This is a genomic window from Hydrocarboniphaga sp. (assembly GCF_965279055.1).
Lineage (GTDB): Bacteria > Pseudomonadota > Gammaproteobacteria > Nevskiales > Nevskiaceae > Hydrocarboniphaga.
The window spans coordinates 678,953-697,809 of sequence record NZ_OZ257125.1 but is presented as its reverse complement, the minus strand read 5'-3'; the positions used below and the strand labels follow the sequence as shown (position 1 = coordinate 697,809).

The following is an 18,857-nucleotide window of genomic DNA, read 5'->3' as shown; positions in this document are numbered from 1 at the left end:
GCGCCGTCGCCGCCGGCGCAGATGTTCAGCCGAAGCGCTCGCGCAGTGTCTTCTTGTCGTTCTTGCCAACGCTGGTCTTGGCGATGACATCGACAAACACGATCCGCGCCGGCACGGCGAACCTGGAAATCTGGCCGTTCGCGGAGTAGGCCGCCAGGTGGCCCTTGAGTGCGACTTCACTGGATTGATGTCCTGGGCGGGTGACGACGAGTGCCAGGGGCCGCTCGCCCCACTTCTCGTCCGCCACTCCGATCACGGCGCAATCGGCGACCGCGACGTGCTGCGACAGCAGATCCTCGATCTCCAGCGACGACACCCATTCGCCTCCGGTCTTGATCACGTCCTTGAGTCGATCGGTGATCTTCAGGTAACCCTGCTCGAAGTAGCCGATGTCCTGCGTATGCAGGTAGCCGCCCGACCACAGTTCGGCCGATGCCTCGGGGCGGTCCAGGTAGCCTTGCGTGAGCCATGGCGCCCTGACGACGACTTCGCCGGAGGCCGCGCCATCCTCGGCCACGTCCTGCAGCTGCGAATCGACGCAGCGCAGTTCCACCAGCGGGACCGCCGCACCGGCCTTGCAGCGCCACACCACTTCGGTCTCGCGGTCGAGCGTGCCGAGTGCCGGGTGCAACTGCGCGATCGACAGCAGCGGGCAGGTCTCCGACATGCCGTAGCCGCCGAACACATCGATGCCGCGGTCTCGCGCCGCGTCGACCAGGCCGCCCGACAGCGCCGCGCCGCCGATGACGACTTTCCAGCGTGACAGGTCGACGGACGTCGCCGACGCTGACGACAGCAGCATCTGCAGAATGGTCGGCACGCAATGCGAAAACGTCACCGCCTCGGTGTCGATCAGCCTGAGCAGTTCGTCGGGCATGTAGCGCCCTGGATAAACCTGCTTTACGCCGAGCAGCGTCGCGATGTACGGCATGCCCCAGGCATGCACATGGAACATCGGCGTCATCGGCATGTAGACATCGCCGCGATGGAATCGCTGCGACACCTCCGGGCTGGCCAGGGCCGCCATGCCCGACAAGGTATGCAGCACCAGTTGCCGATGGCTGAAGTACACGCCCTTGGGCTGGCCGGTCGTACCGGTCGTATAAAACGTGGTGGCTCGCGTGTTCTCGTCGAAGTCCGGGAAAACATGATCGGGCTGCGCCTGCGACAGCAGGTTCTCGTACTCGCCGACACACACCGGCAAGCCGGGTACGGGCAAGCCCGCATCGTCCGCCAGCCAGATGATATGGCGGACATGTTCGAGCTCGGCACGCAGCTCGTCCACGACCGGCTTGAAGTCCGCATGCATCAACAGCACCTGCGCCTTGCTGTGGTTCAGCGTGTAGGCGATCTGGCTGGCCGACAGCCGCACGTTCACCGTCATCAGCGTTGCGCCCATCATCGGGATGGCGAAATAGCATTCCAGGTATCGATGGCTGTCCCAGTCCATCACCGCAACGGTGTCGCCGGCGCGAACGCCGATGGTCTGGAGCACGTTGGCCAGGCGAGCGATGCGCTGCCGGGTTTGCCGGTAGGTCTGCCGATGCGTTCCCTTGTAGACGATCTGCTGGTTGGCGGATATCGCGAGCGGCGAAAGCCAAAGCTGTTTGATCAACAACGGGTAGGCGTTTGCCTGGCCTGCCGGTGCATCCGCATTTTCATTCATGACTGGTCCGATATCGCGGCGCGCGCCGCTGTGCAGCGGGCGCTGATGGTTTCCTAGATCGTCCCGCGACCGATCTCGGTGATTCTGTTTCAGGCATTGGCGCCGCTCGCGGCGAGGAGCCTGCTGGTCTGCATGCGGCGCCCGCAGAAGGCAAACGACGCTCGCTCCGAACCGGCACTCGCTGGGACACCTGCAGCGCGCCCATGCTGGATGCGGCGGCTCGCGGCAATGACGACGTGGGCAAAGATCGGGCGTAACGCCAGCCTTGCATGATCCTTCGGCCGATACGTCGAGTCACCCAACTTTGGATATGTAAGGCGCCGCGTGCGCGACATTTCGGTCGGTGCTCCTGCTGCATCCCACTGCGTCAGCCGCAAATGGCCCGAACGCCGATACGAGGAGCTGCAGCTGCGCACCTACTGCGGCGAGTGCATACCGTTCGGCAGCTGCGCAGCGGCCGCTGGCAAGGCCTGCCGGTCGGATACCATAGCGAGCGAAAGCCAGTCGCATCGAAGCGGCGCCAGGAGCGGTTGATGCATGAGTTCCCGTTGTTCCAGATAAGTCGCGACCGCCTGATTGCCGATGATTCACGGCCGATCGTGGTGATCGAAGGACCATCCGGTTACGGGAAAACACTGCTTGCTCAAGCCTGGCTGAAGAAAGTGGCCAAGCCGGCACGCGCGATCTGGATCGCAATGGACGCCGAGTCCTGCGACCCGGCCGTCTTTCTCGAACGTCTGGCCGATGAACTCGCCGGCAAGCAAGCGCCGGTCGAAGGCGGCGGCCTGGATGAGTCGTCGCTGCTGAGCAATCGGTTTTCGCGCATCACCGATCAGCTGGCCGACCAGGAGCAAGGCATCCGGCTGGTGTTCGACGACGTCCATCTGGTCGCCGGCAGCGAAACCGCCGGCTACGTAAAGCGCTTGCTGATGGCAGCCGGCGGCCAGCTGCAGATACTGATCACCACGCAGCCGGTTGCGCTGGACATCGGCTTGTCCGACCTGTTGTCGAGCTCGAAGGTGCAATGGATCGGCTCCGAGTCGCTGCGTCTGACCAAGAGCGAGATCGCCTTGCTGGCGCGCCATCACGGGCACGAACTCAGCGAGCGCCAGGTCGAGTGGCTGGCCCAAGCCACGAACGGATGGCCCGCCATCGTCAAGCTGGCCTTCGCGATACCGATCGAGAGCCTGCCGTTCGGCTCGGGCTCGACGGTGGCGATCCTGGGCCCGGTGCGCGACTACATATACGAGAAATTCCTCAATCGTCTGGAGAGCCAGGAGCGCAAGCTGTTGTGGATGCTGTCTTGCGTCGGGCCTGCACAGCTGTCGCTGTTTCGCTCGATATTCTCCGCAGACGGCAACCTCGACCCGATCCTGCTACGGCTGTCCACGCTGGGCATCGTGCAGGAGGTCGGCTCGGAGCGGAACGAGCCGCGGATCGTGCTGCACGGCCTGGTCAGGGAAACCGCCTTGCGGCTGTTGGCGGCCGAGTTCAATGCCGACAAGCCCAAGATCATGTTCCTGGCCGCCACCTGGCTGCAGGAGCACGGCCAGGCGCCGGCCGCGGTGCGCCTGCTGCTGGAGCTGAATACGGCCTACCTGGAGGTCGCACGCGAATGGCTGGTACTGCTGGGTACCGAGATGGTGTTCGTCACCGGCCATCATCAGACCTTCGTATCGCTGGTCGACCAATGGGAGCACATCGCCCAATACCGCGACGCCACTCTCTACCAGCTCGCGACCTGGGCACTGATTTTTCGCCGGCGCTTCGTGCTGGCCGAGGAGAGAATCGACGACCAGACCAACGCCGTCTCCGGCAGCGCCGGCGGTGAAGCCGGCCTGCAGCGTGCGGTGATCGCGGCGCTCAGCGACGACTACGAAACCGGCGGCCGGCTGGCCTACGAGTGGCTCGAGCAGGAACCCTCGAGCTCAAACCTGTTCTTCACCGGTGCCGCGTGGACGGTCTACGGCTTCCAGCAAAAATGCCTGGGCGACATCGCCGGAGCGCAGGCCTCGCTGCGTCAGGCGGCCACGGCGTTCACCAAGTCCAAGTCCGAGTACGGGGCGTCGTGGGCGCACATCGTCGGCGCGCTGGCACTGATCAAACAGGGGCAGCATCGCGACGCACTGGTGGAAATCAGCCGCGGCCTCGACCACTGCCCGGCCAACGCCGGACTCGATGGACAGCGCTCGATGCTGCTGGCGATCGAGGCCTTCATCCGCTACGAACGCAATGAACTCGCCGTCGTCCGCGAGATCCTCGCAACCGCGCTGACGATGCTGCCCGATCAGGGCATCGTCGACACCATCGTGTTCGGATTCTCGGCCGCCGCGCGCGCGCGCCATGCGGACGGCAACCTCGGTGCCGCGCTCGACCTGCTGTCCGAGGGCGAGCGTTGCGGTGACCAGCGCAACTTCCCGCGGCTGACGATCAGCCTGCGTGCCGAACGCGCGCTGCTATTGCAGCGCGCCGGAGCGCCGGAGCAGGCGCTGAGCATCCTGCAGACGGCGATCTCCACCACCGGGGCACACGCGATCAAGGGCCTGATCACCGATCGCGCCGGGCGAGTCAATGCGCGCATCGCCATTGCGGACGGCAGGCTGGATATCGCGCTGCCGCTGCTGTCGTCGCTGATCGAGCACGCGCGTGCCGGGCGGCAGCAGTACAAGCTGTGCGAGCTGCTGATCCTGCTGAGCCTGACCTTGAGCCGGCAGAAAAACGACGCGGCCTCCGATGCGGCACTGAAAGAGGCACTGGAGCTCGGTGGCCTGGAAAACTATCAGCGCATTTTCATCGACGAGGGCGAGGAACTGTCGCTGCTGATCGGCCGCTGGATCAAAAACCACGGTGCGCTGGCGCGCAACAAGATCGCCACCACCTGGGCCGAGACCGTGATCGGCACCACTACTGCCAAGCGCGACTTCAAGGAGCCGGTGGTCATCGACGGCAGCAAGGTCGTGCTGAACAAGCGCGAGCGACAACTGCTGATCCTGATCGACCAGGGCCTCAGCAACTCCGAGATCGCCGCACGGTGCTTCCTGGTGGAAGGCACCGTCAAATGGCATCTGCACAACCTGTACGGCAAGCTCAACGTGCAGAGCCGCACCGCCGCGATCCATACCGCCCGCGCGCTGGGTCTGCTCAACCAGCGCTAGTCACGCCCGAGGCTGCGCGCAGCGCCGCGTCCGCGGGCGCGGCTCAGGCGACCATCGCCTCGCGCGTGCGTGGGGCCGGCCGATCCGCGGTGTGCTGCGGTGGCGCCGCCGGCCGCTCGCCGAGGATCAGCCGCGCCGCCATCTCGGCGATCACCATCGTCGGCGCATTGGTATTGCCACCGATCAGCGTCGGCATGACCGAGGCATCGGCGACGCGTAGGCCGCTGATACCGATCACGCGCAGCTGGGGATCGACCACGGCCAGCGCATCGATGCCCATCTTGCAGGTGCCGACCGGGTGGTAGATGGTCTCGGCGCGCTGACGAATGTCGGCCAGCAACTGCTCGTCGCTCTGTACGTCCGCGCCGGGCGCGACTTCGCCGCCATGGATCGCCTTGAATGCCGGCGCCGCCAGTATCTTCCTGACGAGGCGGACGCCAGCCAGCAATTCTTCGACATCGGCCGGATGATCCAGGTAGTTGGCAACGATCAGCGGATCGGCCAGCGGGTCGGCCGACTTCAGCCCGACATGGCCCCGGCTCCGGGGACGCAGCTGGCAGACATGCAGCGTGCAGCCATAGCCCGCCACCAGCTGGCGCCCATGATCTTTCAGCAGCGTCGGCAGAAAGTGGAACTGCACTTCCGGCCGCTCCGACTGCGGCGTCAGCCTGGCAAAGCCACCGCCCTCTGCGACGTTGCTGGCCAGAAAGCCGCGGCGGTGGAACAGATAGTCGATCAAACCGGCTATGGCGCGGCCGATGAACGAGAACGCCAGACCGATGCTGCTGCGGCTCGCATCGCGAATCATCACCGTGTAGTCCAGATGATCCTGCAGATTTTTGCCCACGCCATCGAGTTGATGCAGCTGCTCGATGGCATGCGGCCTCAACTGCTCAGCAGGGCCGATGCCGGACAACATCAGCAACTGCGGCGAGTTGACCGACCCGCCGCAGAGAATCACTTCCTTCGCCGACTGCAGTCTCGAACGCTGGCCCGACGACAGCTCGCACAGCTCGACGCCGACGGCCCGCTTGTCCTGCAGCAGCACGCGCGTAACGGCCACGCCGGTCATCACCGTGAGATTGGCGCGGCTACCTGGTGCCGGCAGGAACGCGCGTGCGCTGCTCCAGCGCTGACCCTTGCGCTGCGTCACCTGGTGCAGGCCGACGCCTTCCTGCCGGGCACCGTTGAAGTCCGGGTTCAGCGGTATGCCGGCCTGCACGCCCGCCTGCACGTAGACATCCGACAGCGGGTTGTGACCGCGCAGATCGCTGACGTGGAGCGGGCCGCCGGCACCGTGGAACTGATCGCTTCCGCGCTGGTTGTTTTCGTGCTCACGGAATATCGGCAGCAGCACTTCGTAGCGCCACGACGGGTCCTGCGTCAGCGCGGCCCATTCGTCGTAATCGGCGGCGTGGCCACGCATGTAGACCATCGCGTTGATCGAGCTGGAACCGCCCAGCACCTTTCCGCGTGGCCAGAACAGGCGCCGGTTGCCGAGATGGCGCTCCGGCTCGGTCTCGAAGCACCAGTTGAGCTTGCGATTGCCGATCAGGCCGGCGACGCCGATCGGAATATGGATCAGCGGATGGCGATCGCTGGGGCCGGCCTCGATCACGCAAACCGTGTGCTGGCCCGACCGGCTGAGGCGCTCGGCCAGCACGCAGCCTGCCGATCCGGCACCGACGATGATGTAGTCGAAGCTCTTCTGCACGCCTTGTCTCTCCATTGATTCATTCAAAGCCGCCGTCATCCGGCAGCGGCCAGCCGTTCACGCGCCAGGCTCACATCGCGACGACGTGGCTGCGATCCAGGAACTTGTCGAAATGCGTGTTTTCGGCCGCGATCCCGCTATCGGTGAATACTTTCAGACAGGCATCGATCATCGGCGGCGGGCCGCAAAGATAAGCATGATGCTCGGCCAGCCGTGCGCCGACGACGCTGGCGAAGTGCTGCGGGATGAAGCCGCGCAGGCCGGTCCAGCCCGAGTTGGCGGGCTCGTCCGATAGCACCGGCACGAACTCGAAACGCGCCATCCATTGGTTGGAAAGCTGCTCGATACGGCTCAGGCAATACAGGTCGCGCTGGCTACGCGCGCCGAAAAACAAGGTGACGTCGCGGGTGATGCGCTCGGCGCGCGCCTGTTCCAGCATGGCGATCACCGGTGCCAGGCCACTGCCGCCGGCCACCGCCACGATCGGCGCGGTGCCCGGCCTCAGCCAGAAGTCGCCATAAGGGCCATGCCCTTCGATCTCGTCGCCCAGCTTGGCATGCTTGAACAGCCAATCGGTGAATGCACCGCCCGGCACATGGCGGATGAAGAACTCGACGGTGTCGACCTTGTCCCTGACGCCCGGCGCCGCAGAAAACGAGTAGTTGCGCGATTCGCGGCTGTCGCCTGCGCCGACGCCCTTGACGTAGACCTCGGCAAACTGGCCCGCGGTATACGCCGCCGCGTCCTTCAGCCGGCACTCGACGCGCAGGATGTCGTGCGTCATCGGCTCCAGCGCCGTGATCACGCCCGAGGTATGCACGACCGGGTGGGCCGAGCGCGTGGCGATGTCGACCTCGATGCGGACATCGGTGAGCGCCACGCTCTGGCAGGCCAGGATGTAGCCCTGCTTCAGCTCCGCGGCGCTGAGCACGTAGCTCTTGTCCGTCATTTCCCTGACGCGACCCGACAGCAGCTTGCACTTGCAGGTGGCGCATCCACCGACACGGCAGTTGTGCGGGAACGCGATCGCCTGGTCCAGCGCGGCTTGAAGAATCGTGGTTTTGGCGTTGGTCTTGAGGATTTTGCCCGACGGCGCAATCTCCAGGACATGGTCCGAGCTGGACCTTTGAAACAGGCGAGAGAGCATTTTTTGAGTGACCTTGATGGGCGCGCGCCGGCCGACGCCCGCGTTCGCGGCGTCGGTCGGCACGGCTGACAGCGTACGAGGCGGCGACTAGCCGTTGGACAAGCCGACGACGCCGGCATTGCCGGTGCCATACGAGCGCACCTTGCCGGGGCTCTCGCGGTGCGCCGTCGAGCGTGTGTAGACCGGGTCACCGCTCTCGCGGTTCTGCTGCTCGATCAGCGGCCACTCGGCCGGAACGCTGAAGCGACGGTCCCAATCCAGCACCTTGGGCGTCATCACCTTGCGATACAACGGCGGCACCAGCGCGACCAGGATCATCGTCATGTAGCCGAACGGCAGCATCGGCGCCTGCGGATAGGCGCGCAGTTCCCAGAACGGATCTTCACCCTTGGCATGGTGATGGGAATGACGCGGCAGGTTGTACAGGATCCAGGTGCTCATGGTCTGGTTGCAGTTCCACGAATGCCGCGGCTCCACCGGCTCTCCGGGCACGCGAGCGATGCCGTAGTGTTCGACATAGTTGACCACTTCGAGATAGAACTTGGTGTAGACCGCCAGCAAAAAGAACACGGCCACACCGGTCCAGCCCGCCATGTAGCCAAAGAACGCGAAGATCGTCAGCGTCATCAGCTGGCCGCGCGCCGCACGGTTTTTCCAGGTGAATGCGGACAGACCCTGACGCGCGAGCCTTTCCTTCTCCAGCTTGAAGCCGTGATAGAACTGGCCGAGGGTCGAGGTGAACATGAACTTGTAAACGTTCTTGCCGCGGCGAGCGGACGCCGGGTCTTCGCGTGTGGCGATGTTGCGGTGATGGCCGTAGACGTGTTCGATCGAGAACGCGGTGTCGAAGCTGAAGGCCAGCATCCAGCGGCCCACCAATTGTGCGGCCGGGCTCCAGGTGCGATGCGTCAGTTCGTGGCCGACATTGGTGCCGATCAGCACGTAGGCCAGACCCATGGCAGCGAATCCGAATGCCAGTTCCACGATCGACGTCGCCGCCTTTGCAGCGACCATGTCGTAGCCGGTATGCGCGAGCACGAAGGCGCCCAGACCCAGCGGATCACCGTCGCCGAGATACCACGCAAAAACCACGGTCATGCCGATCAGCACCGGCAGCGACATGAACAGAAAGAAGTCGAGCAACCAGGTCGCGGTGTATTCGGGCTCGTCGAGGTCACGCCCGAAAGCGAAGTCGCCGCCGACTGCAACCAGAATCCAGAATGCGAAAGCAGCGACCATGTAGGCGTCGCCGAGCGCGAGCAGGATCGTGAAGCTCAAACCGACCAGCGTCATGCTGCTGTATTTCAAATGTCTAGCTAAGTTAGCCATGCTGTTCTCCTGTGTTTCAGCCCTGAAAATATAGGCCGGTGAAACGCCCAGGTCTCCCAACCTTAGTAGGGACTTTTGGCGTAATTGCTGTTTTCAGGCGATGCGCCTTCAACTCGGTCGCTTATTGGATTCATGCGTACATGACGCATGTCTCGGCATGGCGAAAACTCGCCGTCCGCACGACGCGCGCGCGTCGGCGGCGTCCGAATACGGCGGCGCTGTGCTGCGACCTGGCAGAGTCTCTGCGCCGACGCTGGCCGATCGAGCTAGAAGTGGCGTCCGAGCGACACGCCGATCGAATAGACCTCGAACGCGACATCCGCCTCGCCGCCGCCGAACGAAGCCGGAATCGAGTTGTGTCCCTCGACTCGCTTGCTCGGCTCGTAGGCGAAGAATCCGCTGTATTCCCAGGCTGATTTCACGTAAGTCATGCCGAGCGTGTAGTGCGTGCTGCTGGTGACGCAGCCGAGGAACGCCAGCAGCGTGTCGGACTCGCGCACCGGCTCGTTTGCATGGATGTAGCCGGCCCGCAGCAGCAGTGCCGGGTCGACCTGCCAGGCCAGTCCGAACTTGTACGCCGACTGATCGCGAAAGCCGAAGCCCGGGCCATCCTCAGCGCCGAAGCGCTGCCCTTGCGACAGCGCCGACAGGCGATTGCCGAACATTTTCTCCGACTCGTTCGCGATCCGTTGCCAATCGAAACCCGCCGTCCACGCCGGCCCGAATCGATAGGTGAAGCCGGCGCCGTAGACGGCGGGCAGTTGCAGCGATCCGCCACCGGGCAACAGCCCCGCATACTCCTTGTGCTGCTGCGCCCAGCTCCGCGATCGGTAGCCCGCCCCTGCCGCCAGCGACGGAGTCAGCTGCCCCTGCCAACCCAGGCTGAAGCCCGCCGTCAGCGCGCCGTCGTTGCCCATGTTCGTGGTGCGGCCGGGCTTGTCGGAAAGCTGTGACGCGGGCTCGGTTGCGCCGAGGAACTGCAGGCCCTGCACGTTGAGTGTCTGGTAGCCCAGACTCAGCCCCACGCCGACCGCCTGCGACGGCGTCAGGCGATACGCCAGCGCCGTGGTGAGGCTGGTGGATGCGAGATCCAGGCTGGCCCTGGGCGCGCCGCCAAAGCGCTGGTACGGGCTGTACCGGTAATGCGGCCCAAGTCCCGCAGAGTAGAGCGTGAAACCCAGGCTGGTGCGGTCGTCCAGCACGATCGCCGCGCCGCCTTGCGGCACCGGGTAATAGCGATCGGACTCGGTCAGATAGCGCGCGTCGGCCGGGCCCGGCGCCATGTTGCCGCGATACGCCGCCACGGCTCGCGGCGCAAAAATATCGACGCCGACATCAAAGCGATTGCCCAGCGCGACCGCGACCGCGGGATTGATCGGCAGGCTGGTGGACTCATCGCCGACCGCATACGACACGCCGCCGAAACCCATCGCCTTGATGCCGGCGCCGTGTTCGAACACGCCCAGGCCCGCCTGCGCGGGGTTCGCCATCGCCACCGCCGCCATCACGACCAACAGGCGGCCGGCGCCTGCGCCGGCCGAAGTGCAAGGGCTGATCTTGAACATGGTGTATTTACCGGTGATCGATGCGGTGGAGGTGTGTTGATCTGCGGCTTAGCGCAGCGGCACCGAATAAACGCCGAGTTCGCCGACGACCACCAGCGCCTTGCCGTCGATCACCGCACCGGCCAGGCTGCTCGACTTGCCGGCGACCTGGATGCTCTTGGCCAGCGGCTGGGATACACCCGCGTGGTTGATGCGGATCATCTGTCCCTCGGCTCCGACCAACGCCACCGAGCCATCGGGCAGCACTTCGCCGCCGAACAGGCTGCCCGCCGTTCCGGCCTCGACCTTGCGCCACTCGCCCTGGGCCAGATCGTCGGTGACAAACACATTGCCGCGCATGCCGAAGGCCACGGCGCCGGTCTGGCCCCAGGGCAGCACGCCGAAGAAAGAACCGTCGTACGGCGTCACCGACCGCGCCCACTCCGTCGGCGACTTCTGATAAACCACCAGGCCGCGCTCGCCTGCCACCGCGATCGCGCCGCCGGGCAGCAGCGTCGCCGCATTCAGATGATATTTTTCCTCGACGACCTGCGCCGGCTCCAGCGGCGTCCAGGTCCTGCCGCCGTCGTCGGTCTGACGCATCAGGCCGAAAGCGCCGACGGCGACCGCGTGCTCGCTGCTGGTGGCGATCACGGCGAAGAACGGCGCGTTCAGATCGGGCTCGTAGTTCTGGATCTCCCAGTGCAGACCGGCGTCCCGCGTGTGCAGGATCAAGGCGTCATGGCCCACGGCCCAGCCGTGGTCGGCATCGCCGAAGGCGACGCCGGTCAGCGTCAGATCGATCGGCGTCAGCACCTGCGACCACGAGCGGCCGTCCTCGGATTTGACGATCACGCCATTGCCGCCAACCGCGATCAGCCGCGAGCCGGCACGGGCAACGCTCAGCAGCAGGCCGGTTTGCGCATGCGCCGTGGCCAGCGCCGGAATCGTCGCCGGTGTCGCCGGCTTTTCCGCGACGGCGGGTGCTGCATCCTGGCCCACGGCCAGGCTCGCAGCCGACAACAGCAACAGCGCGGCAGCGACAGACTTGTTGTTCGAAAGCATGGTGATTCCTATCCGATGGCGGCGCGATGGATGACGACGAGGCGGGCGCATCAGGCGGTCACGAGGACCGGCTGCGGCGCGCTCTTCATCAGGATGGCGGCGAAGGCCGGCAGCATCAGCAGCGCGGCGAAAGCATTGGCCATGAACATGATCGTCAGCAGGATGCCCATGTCGACCTGGAACTGCAGGCCGGACAGCATCCAGGTCGCCACACTCGCCGACAGCGCGAATGCGGTCACGATCACCGCCTTGCCGGTCTGGTGCAGCGTATCGGCATAGGCCTGGCGCAGCGGCATGTGCTTGGACTTCAGGTTTTCTTCCAGCACGCTGTAGATGTAGATGCCGTAATCGACGCCGATGCCGGCAGCAAACGCCGCGACCGGCAGCGTCGCGACGGTTTCGCCGATGCCCAGGAACACCATGATCGCGTAGGTCATCACCGATACCGCGGCCAGCGGAACCACGACGCAAACCAGGCCGGCGATGCTCTGGAACGAGGCGATCACGCAAACCGAGATCGCCAGGTACAACCAGAACAGCACGGTGAATTCGGTCTTCTTGATGACGTCGTTGGTCGCCGCCATCACGCCGACGTTGCCGCCGGCCAGCTCCAGCTTCAAGTCCGGCAGCGCCATGCCGTCGTTGTCAAACTGCTTGATGGCGCTGATCACGTGATCGATCGTCGTCGCCTTGTGATCGGCGGTGAAGATGTACGTCGGCATCACGCTGCAATCGTCGTTGAGCAGGCCGGTGGACGTGGTGAACTGCTGGCCGGCCAGGATCAGACCGTCCTGCGAACGCGGCAGCTGTTGCCAGCGCGGATTGTTTTCGTTGTATTGCCCCCAGACCACCTTGTCCAGGCCGGCCAGCGACGTCGTCGACACGACACCCGCGGTGTTCTGCATGTACCAGCCGAAGCGGTTGATGCGGTTCATCACGTCGTAGTCGATGCAGCCATTGGTCTTGGTGGCGGCGTAGACCTGCAGGACGTCGACACCGATGGCGTAGTTGTTGGAGATGAACTCCGAGTCGAGGTTGTAGCGCGAGTCCGGCTTCAGCGCCGGCACGCCGGCGTGCAGCTCGCCCACCTGCAGATCGCGCGCGACGTAGCCGGATGCGACCCACAGCACGCCGAAAGCAGCCAGAATCGACAGCGCGATCGGCCGGTTGGTCAGCACCGCCAGGCCGTTCCAGATCGGCTTGAGCTTGGCATCGCGACGATTCTGGAAATCACGGAAGCGCTGCGGGTCCTTGATCTTGACGTAGGACAGCAGGCAGGGCAGCAGGATCTTCTTGCAGATGATCACGGCCAGCAGGCCGAACATCGCATTGATCGCCATCTCCTGCACGATGCCGATCGGGATCAGCAGGATCGTGCCGAAGCCGATGATATTGGTCACCAGCGCGGTGATGCCCGGAATCACGAGGCGACGATAGGTCGCGCGCGAGGCGGCGAAGCTGTCCAGGCCACGATCGGCGACTTCCAGCAGCCAGAAGCTGGTGATCTGGATACCATGCGAGACGCTGATCGCCAGCACCAGGAACGGCACCAGGATCGCGAACGGGTCCAGGCCATAACCGGCCAGGTGCAGGATGCCGAGTTCCCAGATCACCGCCAGCACGCCGCAGCTCAGCGGATACAGCGACACCACCAGCGAGCCCATGTAGTACGACAGCACCAGCCAGACCAGCAGCACCGAGATCGCGAAGAACGCGGTCACCTGCAGGGCCGCATCGGCGACGTCGCCGATCACCTTGGAGAAGCCGATGATCTCGACATCGATATCCGGATTGAACTCGGGATTGGCGACTTCGTTCATTGCCAGATGGCGGGCCGGCACCTTGTGCTCGCTGACTTCACCGTCGGCACCGCGCACCGTGGTCGTATAGCTTTTGAAGCGGCCGAGCAGCCCGCGCGGATCCTCGTACAGTGTGGCGATCAGGTCGCCGCTTTTGATTCCCTCGTAGTCCTGCTTGAGCTTGAGCTCGTACATCTTCGGATGCAGCAGGCGGCTGCGGATGGTCTCGAAGCGGTGCGCGGTCTCGATGTAGTCGAGTTGCTGATGCGTCCTCGGGTCCTTGTCGACGAGTTCGGCCACCACCATCGCCGAGCGCTCGTCATTGGATACCAGCCGCCCGATCACCGAGGCCTTGCTGACGTTGTCCCTGACCGTGGCCAGCGCGTCGTCGGTCGGCACGAAGCCGGACGGAATGACGTTGCCGCCGCGAAAGCCGCCTTCGACCGCCTCGAGAAAGCGCACGTTGGGCGTGTACAACGAACTGATGCGGGTGCGGTCGACGCCGGGGGTATAGAACACCGCGTCGGTTGCCGATTTCAGCGAGTCGAGAAACCGGCCATTGTAGATGTCGCCCTTGCCGGGCTTCTGGCTGACGGCCAGCAACACGCTGTTGCCGCCACCAAACTGATCCTGGTACTTCTTCAACACTTGGATGTACGGATGCCCCTTGGGCTGCTGCTTCTCGAAGCCGGCATCCAGCTTGAGGTTCGATGCCTGGTATCCAAGAAACAGCGTCAGCAGCGTGATAACGCTCAGCGTCAGCGGCCGCTTGGAAAAAATCAGCGGCTCGGTCAGCCTGACGAAGAGAGTCGCAAACCATCCTTTGGATTCAGCATGCATCGTAACCGCTCCAGTAAAACCTGATCCCACAATTGAATGAAGACGCAAACCTGGCGTCCGCAGCCGGGTCATCACGGCGCTGCAGCAGCCGGCAGGCAGCGTCGATCACCACACCAAGGCATGGCGGATCGAGGCGCTGGATTGCCGGTGGCGCAGCAGCTGACCCGCGCATGCCGCGGGTCATCGCGTATTCCGCTTTGCTGGCTTACTTGCTGGCGCGCTGCTGCACGGCGCTGTCGGTAAAGAAGCCGTCCGGATACTTGACGCTGTAGTCGTTGGGCTTGCCTTCCGCCTGCAGCGCCGTCATGAAGTAGCGCCCGGAGTCGAAGTGATGGATCACTTCCGGCACGGTGAACACGGTCTGCACGTTGGGCTGCGGCGTCAGGAAACCTTCCTGGAAATTGAACAGCGCACCCTTGGCGTCGTAGCAGTCGATCATGACGATGTCCCACGAGTCTTCGTCGACGTACAGCCTGCGCTTGGCGTAGGTATGGCGCTGGCCCGGGATCAGGTCGGCCTCGACGACCCAGACGCGATGCTTCTCGTAGCGGGCGATCTCCGGATTCGGGAAGTTGGGATGCACCAGCTGGTCGTACTTGGCACGCGACATCTTGAAGTTGTTGTACGGGACGATCATTTCCTTCTTGCCGACCAGCTTCCAGGTGTAGCGCTCGAGCACGCCGTTGTACATGTCGACCTGGTCGTAGAACTGCTGTCCGTCGCTGCCCTCGTAGGGGTTGTCGCAGCACACCGCCGGCGCGCGACGGATGCGCTTCAAGGCCGGCGCATACAACCACGCGGCGCGACCGGTCGCGCCGGTGCCGGCACTTTCGTTGACCAGAATCATCGTGCCGGCGGTACGCGCCGGCGACATGATCTTCGACAGGTAATACAGGAACAGACCCTTGCCCGCCTTCAACGGAACCGGGTTGGTGGAGTTGGCGTAGAGGAAGCTGATGTCCTCAACCAGCTGCGCCGTCTGCCCATGGCCGGAGGCATCGACATTGAGCTGGTCGTTGTTGCGGCGCACGGTATCGCCGCGCCACTTCAGACGGTGATTCCAGATCACTTCGGCGCCCGACTTGGGGATCGGGAACGGGAAGCCCTGCACGCAGTTGTCGGGATCGTCCGTGCCTTTGAGCTCGCAGGTGGTGGCGTTGGCGGCGGTGGACTTGTAGATGAACTCGGGCCAGGACACGGTGCGGTGGCTCGGGTACACCAGCATCTTGTAATCCGGGAACGTCTTGAGCAGGTACTTGCTGCCCTCGCTCAACTGGTCGCCGTACTTGGCGGTGTCGGCGGCGGTGATGGTCGCGATCGGCTTGTCGGCCTCGATCGCCGGGTCCGACGCGAATTCGCCGCTGAGCTTTCCGCGCTGCGCAGCCGGCGTCCAGGCCGGGATCGACCCGTCCTTGTTGCCGGCTTTCTCGGCGCCGACCGGCGTCAGTGTCGAGCCCAGCTTGGCCGCTTCGTCAGCGCCTACTTTCGCCAGCGCGGCCTGCGCGCTCAGTGCCAGCACCACGGCGGTACAACCTGATAGAAGCCTGTTTCTCATGTTTGAATCTCCTCCTGCTTAATTGCCGCTAATGTCCGTTTGACGTTGAGCTAAAACGAGTACTTGACGAAGAATCTCGCCGTGTCGCGATCCTGGAACAGGTTCGCGTCTCCACCACCGGCCCACATCTGGTAGCCGAGATTGAACGACCACTGCGATCCGTAGCGGACCTCGATGTTGGTGTCCCACAACACGCGGCCCTTGACGTAGTTCGACAGATAGCCCGGCGCGTGGCCGAAGACGTCGTACTTGAAGATGATCTGCGGATCGATGCTGATGTCCGGCAGGATGTTGTCCCAGCGGATCAGCACCACGGCGCCGATGCCACCCGACAGCTTGGTGGGATACAGGCCCAGCGGCGCCTGATGTGGATTGAAGCGCAAGCCGTCCGGGCCGTAGTTGCAGGCGACGTTGGTGGAGCAGGCCTGGCGCGAGCCATCGGCACCGGAGCCGTCCGCGCCCGCCGTCGGGCTGGTGAAGGTGCCCGGCACGGCCAGTGCCAGCTGGTCCTGGTCGGGCAGATTCAGCACCGCGCGAAAACCGAGTTCGGGCAGCCAGATGATCTGGTCCGCTCCGAGCAAACGCGGCGTGAAATCGGTATTGCCCTCGACGTAGGTTGCGCCGAAATCCAGCGACAGGGTTTTGAATCGCTCCCAGCCCTGGATGCGTGAATTGGCCGGGTTGGCGCCGATCTGTCCACCGCGATACGGGATCACGAAATTGGGGAACGAGCGGCCCGAGCCCGGCAGCTGGCCGACGATCAGATCATAAGTATCGTTGTAGGCGCCGGAGCCGTTGGCGGTCTGGTAGTTGCTGTTGCCGTACACACCGACGCCGCCATCGGCCTGGGTTCCAAGGCCGACCGTGCTGCCGCTGCAACCCGGCGCGATATGGCAGTTGTTGAACACCGGGCCGAGGCCGGCGAATGCAAGGTCGACGATATCGACCTGCAGCGGATCGTTGGGGCGATACGCCGCCTCGCCCTGCATCGACACATCGCCGAAGCTGGTGTTGAAGCTGAAGCCCAGCATCTTCACGTTCTTGGGATATTCCAGCCGGAACTTCATGCTGTCGAGCGGGAACGCGTCGCTGGTGGCGCCTTCCGGATCGTTCGGATGGGTCAGCGAATGCAGGAACGGGATGTCCGGGCAGGCCAGGAAGAACGCCACCGTATTCGTGGTGTTCTTCGCGCAGGATTCGTCGGCCGAGTAAATGCTGACGATCGGAACGCGCGAGGTGTAGTTGGCGAAGTAGAAGCCGAGATTGGTGCCGTTGTTGAGCCAGTCGGCGGTATACGTCAGCTTGAGTCCGAAGTTGTTGTCCGCGTCGTTGGGATTCTCGTCGCGCAGGCGGCTGGCCCGCGAGGTGGTGTTGGTGATCAGCGTCAGCGGACTGTCGAGCAGCGTGCCCTTGGCGTCCTGGTCCGGCGCCAGGTTGGCAAAGCTGATCGTCAGGTAGTCGGGGCCCTCGTTGTTGGTCCCGAGATTCACCGGCGAATAGAAACCGCCCTCCGCCGGCAGCTGCACCGGCTGGAATTCCAGCGCATACCAGGCCGACAGGTTGATGTTGTCCGACGGCGTCATCGCCAGCGAGACCGCATTCAGCGGCTGGTAGAAATCATCCAGGCCATTGCCTCCGATCCGAAAGAAATTATTCAGATTGGGCGGGTTCATCACGTTGATCGAGTCGAAGAACTCCAGCGTCGACTCGCCCCAGATCACCTGCTGCCGGCCGATCCTGACCTGCAGGGTTTTGTCGACGATCGGAACCGGCACGTTGCCGGTGAGGTTGAAGTCCAGCAACTGCAGGCCCAGGCCGATTTCCTTCAGCGTGGTGGAGTCCCTGCGCTTCTGGTAGACGACGCCGCCCGGGCCATAGACGACGCCGCAGGGGCCGGCACTCGGATTGCGATCGGCCGGGCACGGCGTCGAGTCGGTGCGCACACCCAGGCCGGGAATCCCGAGCGGATTGGACAGCAGGCCGGTCAGCAGGCTCGGCGGCAGTCCGAGCCCGGCGATCAGCGGCGCCAACACACCGGTGTTCTGACCGGTGCGCACGATCTCGGTACCGGCGGTCGACAGGTAGCCGACCTGCTGGTAGTTGTCCTTGGTGATGAGGTTGGGATGGTACTCGGTGAAGTTGTAATTCACCGGGTCGTAAAAGCCGATGCCCTTGGCAAAAAACGTCCAGCCTTTCCACACCAGCGTGACATCTTCGTTGACGCGCAGCTCGGCCTGCGTGATGTCGCCCTGGCGATAGTTCAGGTTGCCGTGGCTGAAATTATTGCTGAACGATCCGGGCGCATCGGCAAGATGCTGCGACGGAAAAATCTGCTCCCTGAAAAGGCCCTGGCACTCCTGATAAAAAACCTCGCCGCCGGCGGTGCGGCCGCAGACGTTGGGATTGAGCTCGTTCTTGCCGATGGAGCGCTCGCGCTGCGGCTCGGCGCGGATCGCCACGCCCTCGATCAGCGTGGTGTTCGACGTCGCCGTGATGTCTTCGTCGAAAAACGGAATCGTGAAACCCAGCGCCAGGGCGACGTTCGGTGACGCCGCCGCGGCGAGAAAGGCCAGCGACGACAACACAGCCGAACAGCGGGAACCCGCATTCATTCGAAGCACTCTCTCCTCCCGATCGCCCTTCAGGGCAATTCTTTTGATAAGCCCCGTTGCGTCGAACAAGGGCGATGCGTTGTAAGTCGTCAACGTGTGAGGGCCGTTCGCAGCTCGTGCTGCTGTACTCCGGCCCACGTCCACAGCCAGACAGTTGGCCCGGTTTCCGCCTGAGCCGCGTGGGGCTGCAGCAGGCGACCATCGTGTTCGTCGCATTGGGGGTCCGCTGCGACGGACGGATCATCTTCGGTGGCCCCGTGACTGTCACCGAACTTTAGGTAGGTAATCGCCGCAGTGCGCGCAGCGGTGGCAAACGCGCCACGCGGCGCCATAAAAGACCTACCAAAAGTTTGTTGACCCCGCGGCGCAGGCCGGTCGACCATCGCGAGTCGTTGCGGCCACAGCGCCTGCACGCAGACAGGTGCAGGAGT

At 64.2% G+C, this 18,857-nt stretch carries 10 protein-coding genes; 1 reads left to right on the top strand and 9 read right to left on the bottom strand.

The window, feature by feature from the left end:
* Positions 1–25: 25 nt before the first annotated feature.
* Entirely contained in the window at positions 26–1,666 is a 1,641-nt protein-coding gene (locus ACQZF9_RS03280; RefSeq protein ID WP_428311844.1) for a fatty acid--CoA ligase, read from the bottom strand.
* Positions 1,667–2,199: 533 nt separating this feature from the next.
* On the opposite strand from ACQZF9_RS03280, the gene ACQZF9_RS03275 reads away from it, so the two are divergent.
* Positions 2,200–4,821, top strand: a complete 2,622-nt coding sequence (locus ACQZF9_RS03275; protein WP_428311843.1) for a LuxR C-terminal-related transcriptional regulator — start codon at positions 2,200–2,202, stop codon at positions 4,819–4,821.
* A gap of 43 nt (positions 4,822–4,864) precedes the next feature.
* Here the strand turns inward: ACQZF9_RS03275 and ACQZF9_RS03270 are convergent, their stop codons facing one another.
* The 8 genes from ACQZF9_RS03270 to ACQZF9_RS03235 all read right to left on the bottom strand — a co-directional run bounded on the left by ACQZF9_RS03270 (position 4,865) and on the right by ACQZF9_RS03235 (position 18,426).
* A complete protein-coding gene (locus ACQZF9_RS03270) occupies positions 4,865–6,535 on the bottom strand; it encodes a GMC family oxidoreductase (protein WP_428311842.1) in 1,671 nt (556 codons plus the stop codon).
* Positions 6,536–6,605: 70 nt separating this feature from the next.
* On the bottom strand, positions 6,606–7,682 hold the full coding sequence (locus ACQZF9_RS03265; RefSeq protein WP_428311841.1) for a 2Fe-2S iron-sulfur cluster-binding protein: 1,077 nt from the start codon (positions 7,680–7,682) through the stop codon (positions 6,606–6,608).
* An 87-nt stretch (positions 7,683–7,769) separates the two neighbouring features.
* Positions 7,770–9,011, bottom strand: coding sequence for an alkane 1-monooxygenase (locus ACQZF9_RS03260; protein ID WP_428311840.1), 1,242 nt, complete (start codon positions 9,009–9,011; stop codon positions 7,770–7,772).
* A 266-nt stretch (positions 9,012–9,277) separates the two neighbouring features.
* Positions 9,278–10,576, bottom strand: coding sequence for an OmpP1/FadL family transporter (locus ACQZF9_RS03255; RefSeq protein ID WP_428311839.1), 1,299 nt, complete (start codon positions 10,574–10,576; stop codon positions 9,278–9,280).
* 48 nt (positions 10,577–10,624) lie between these two features.
* Complete coding sequence (locus tag ACQZF9_RS03250; RefSeq protein ID WP_428311838.1) at positions 10,625–11,620, bottom strand: WD40/YVTN/BNR-like repeat-containing protein; 996 nt, start codon at positions 11,618–11,620, stop codon at positions 10,625–10,627.
* Between the two features lie 50 nt (positions 11,621–11,670).
* Positions 11,671–14,259 (bottom strand): efflux RND transporter permease subunit, encoded by a 2,589-nt coding sequence (locus tag ACQZF9_RS03245; protein ID WP_428311837.1) that lies wholly within the window; start codon positions 14,257–14,259, stop codon positions 11,671–11,673.
* A 205-nt stretch (positions 14,260–14,464) separates the two neighbouring features.
* The gene (locus ACQZF9_RS03240; RefSeq protein ID WP_428311836.1) at positions 14,465–15,814 is read right to left on the bottom strand and encodes a DUF1329 domain-containing protein; all 1,350 of its coding nucleotides are present in this window, start codon (positions 15,812–15,814) and stop codon (positions 14,465–14,467) included.
* 50 nt (positions 15,815–15,864) lie between these two features.
* Positions 15,865–18,426: a DUF1302 domain-containing protein gene (locus ACQZF9_RS03235; RefSeq protein ID WP_428311835.1), complete on the bottom strand. Its 2,562-nt coding sequence runs from the start codon at positions 18,424–18,426 to the stop codon at positions 15,865–15,867.
* Positions 18,427–18,857: the final 431 nt, after the last annotated feature.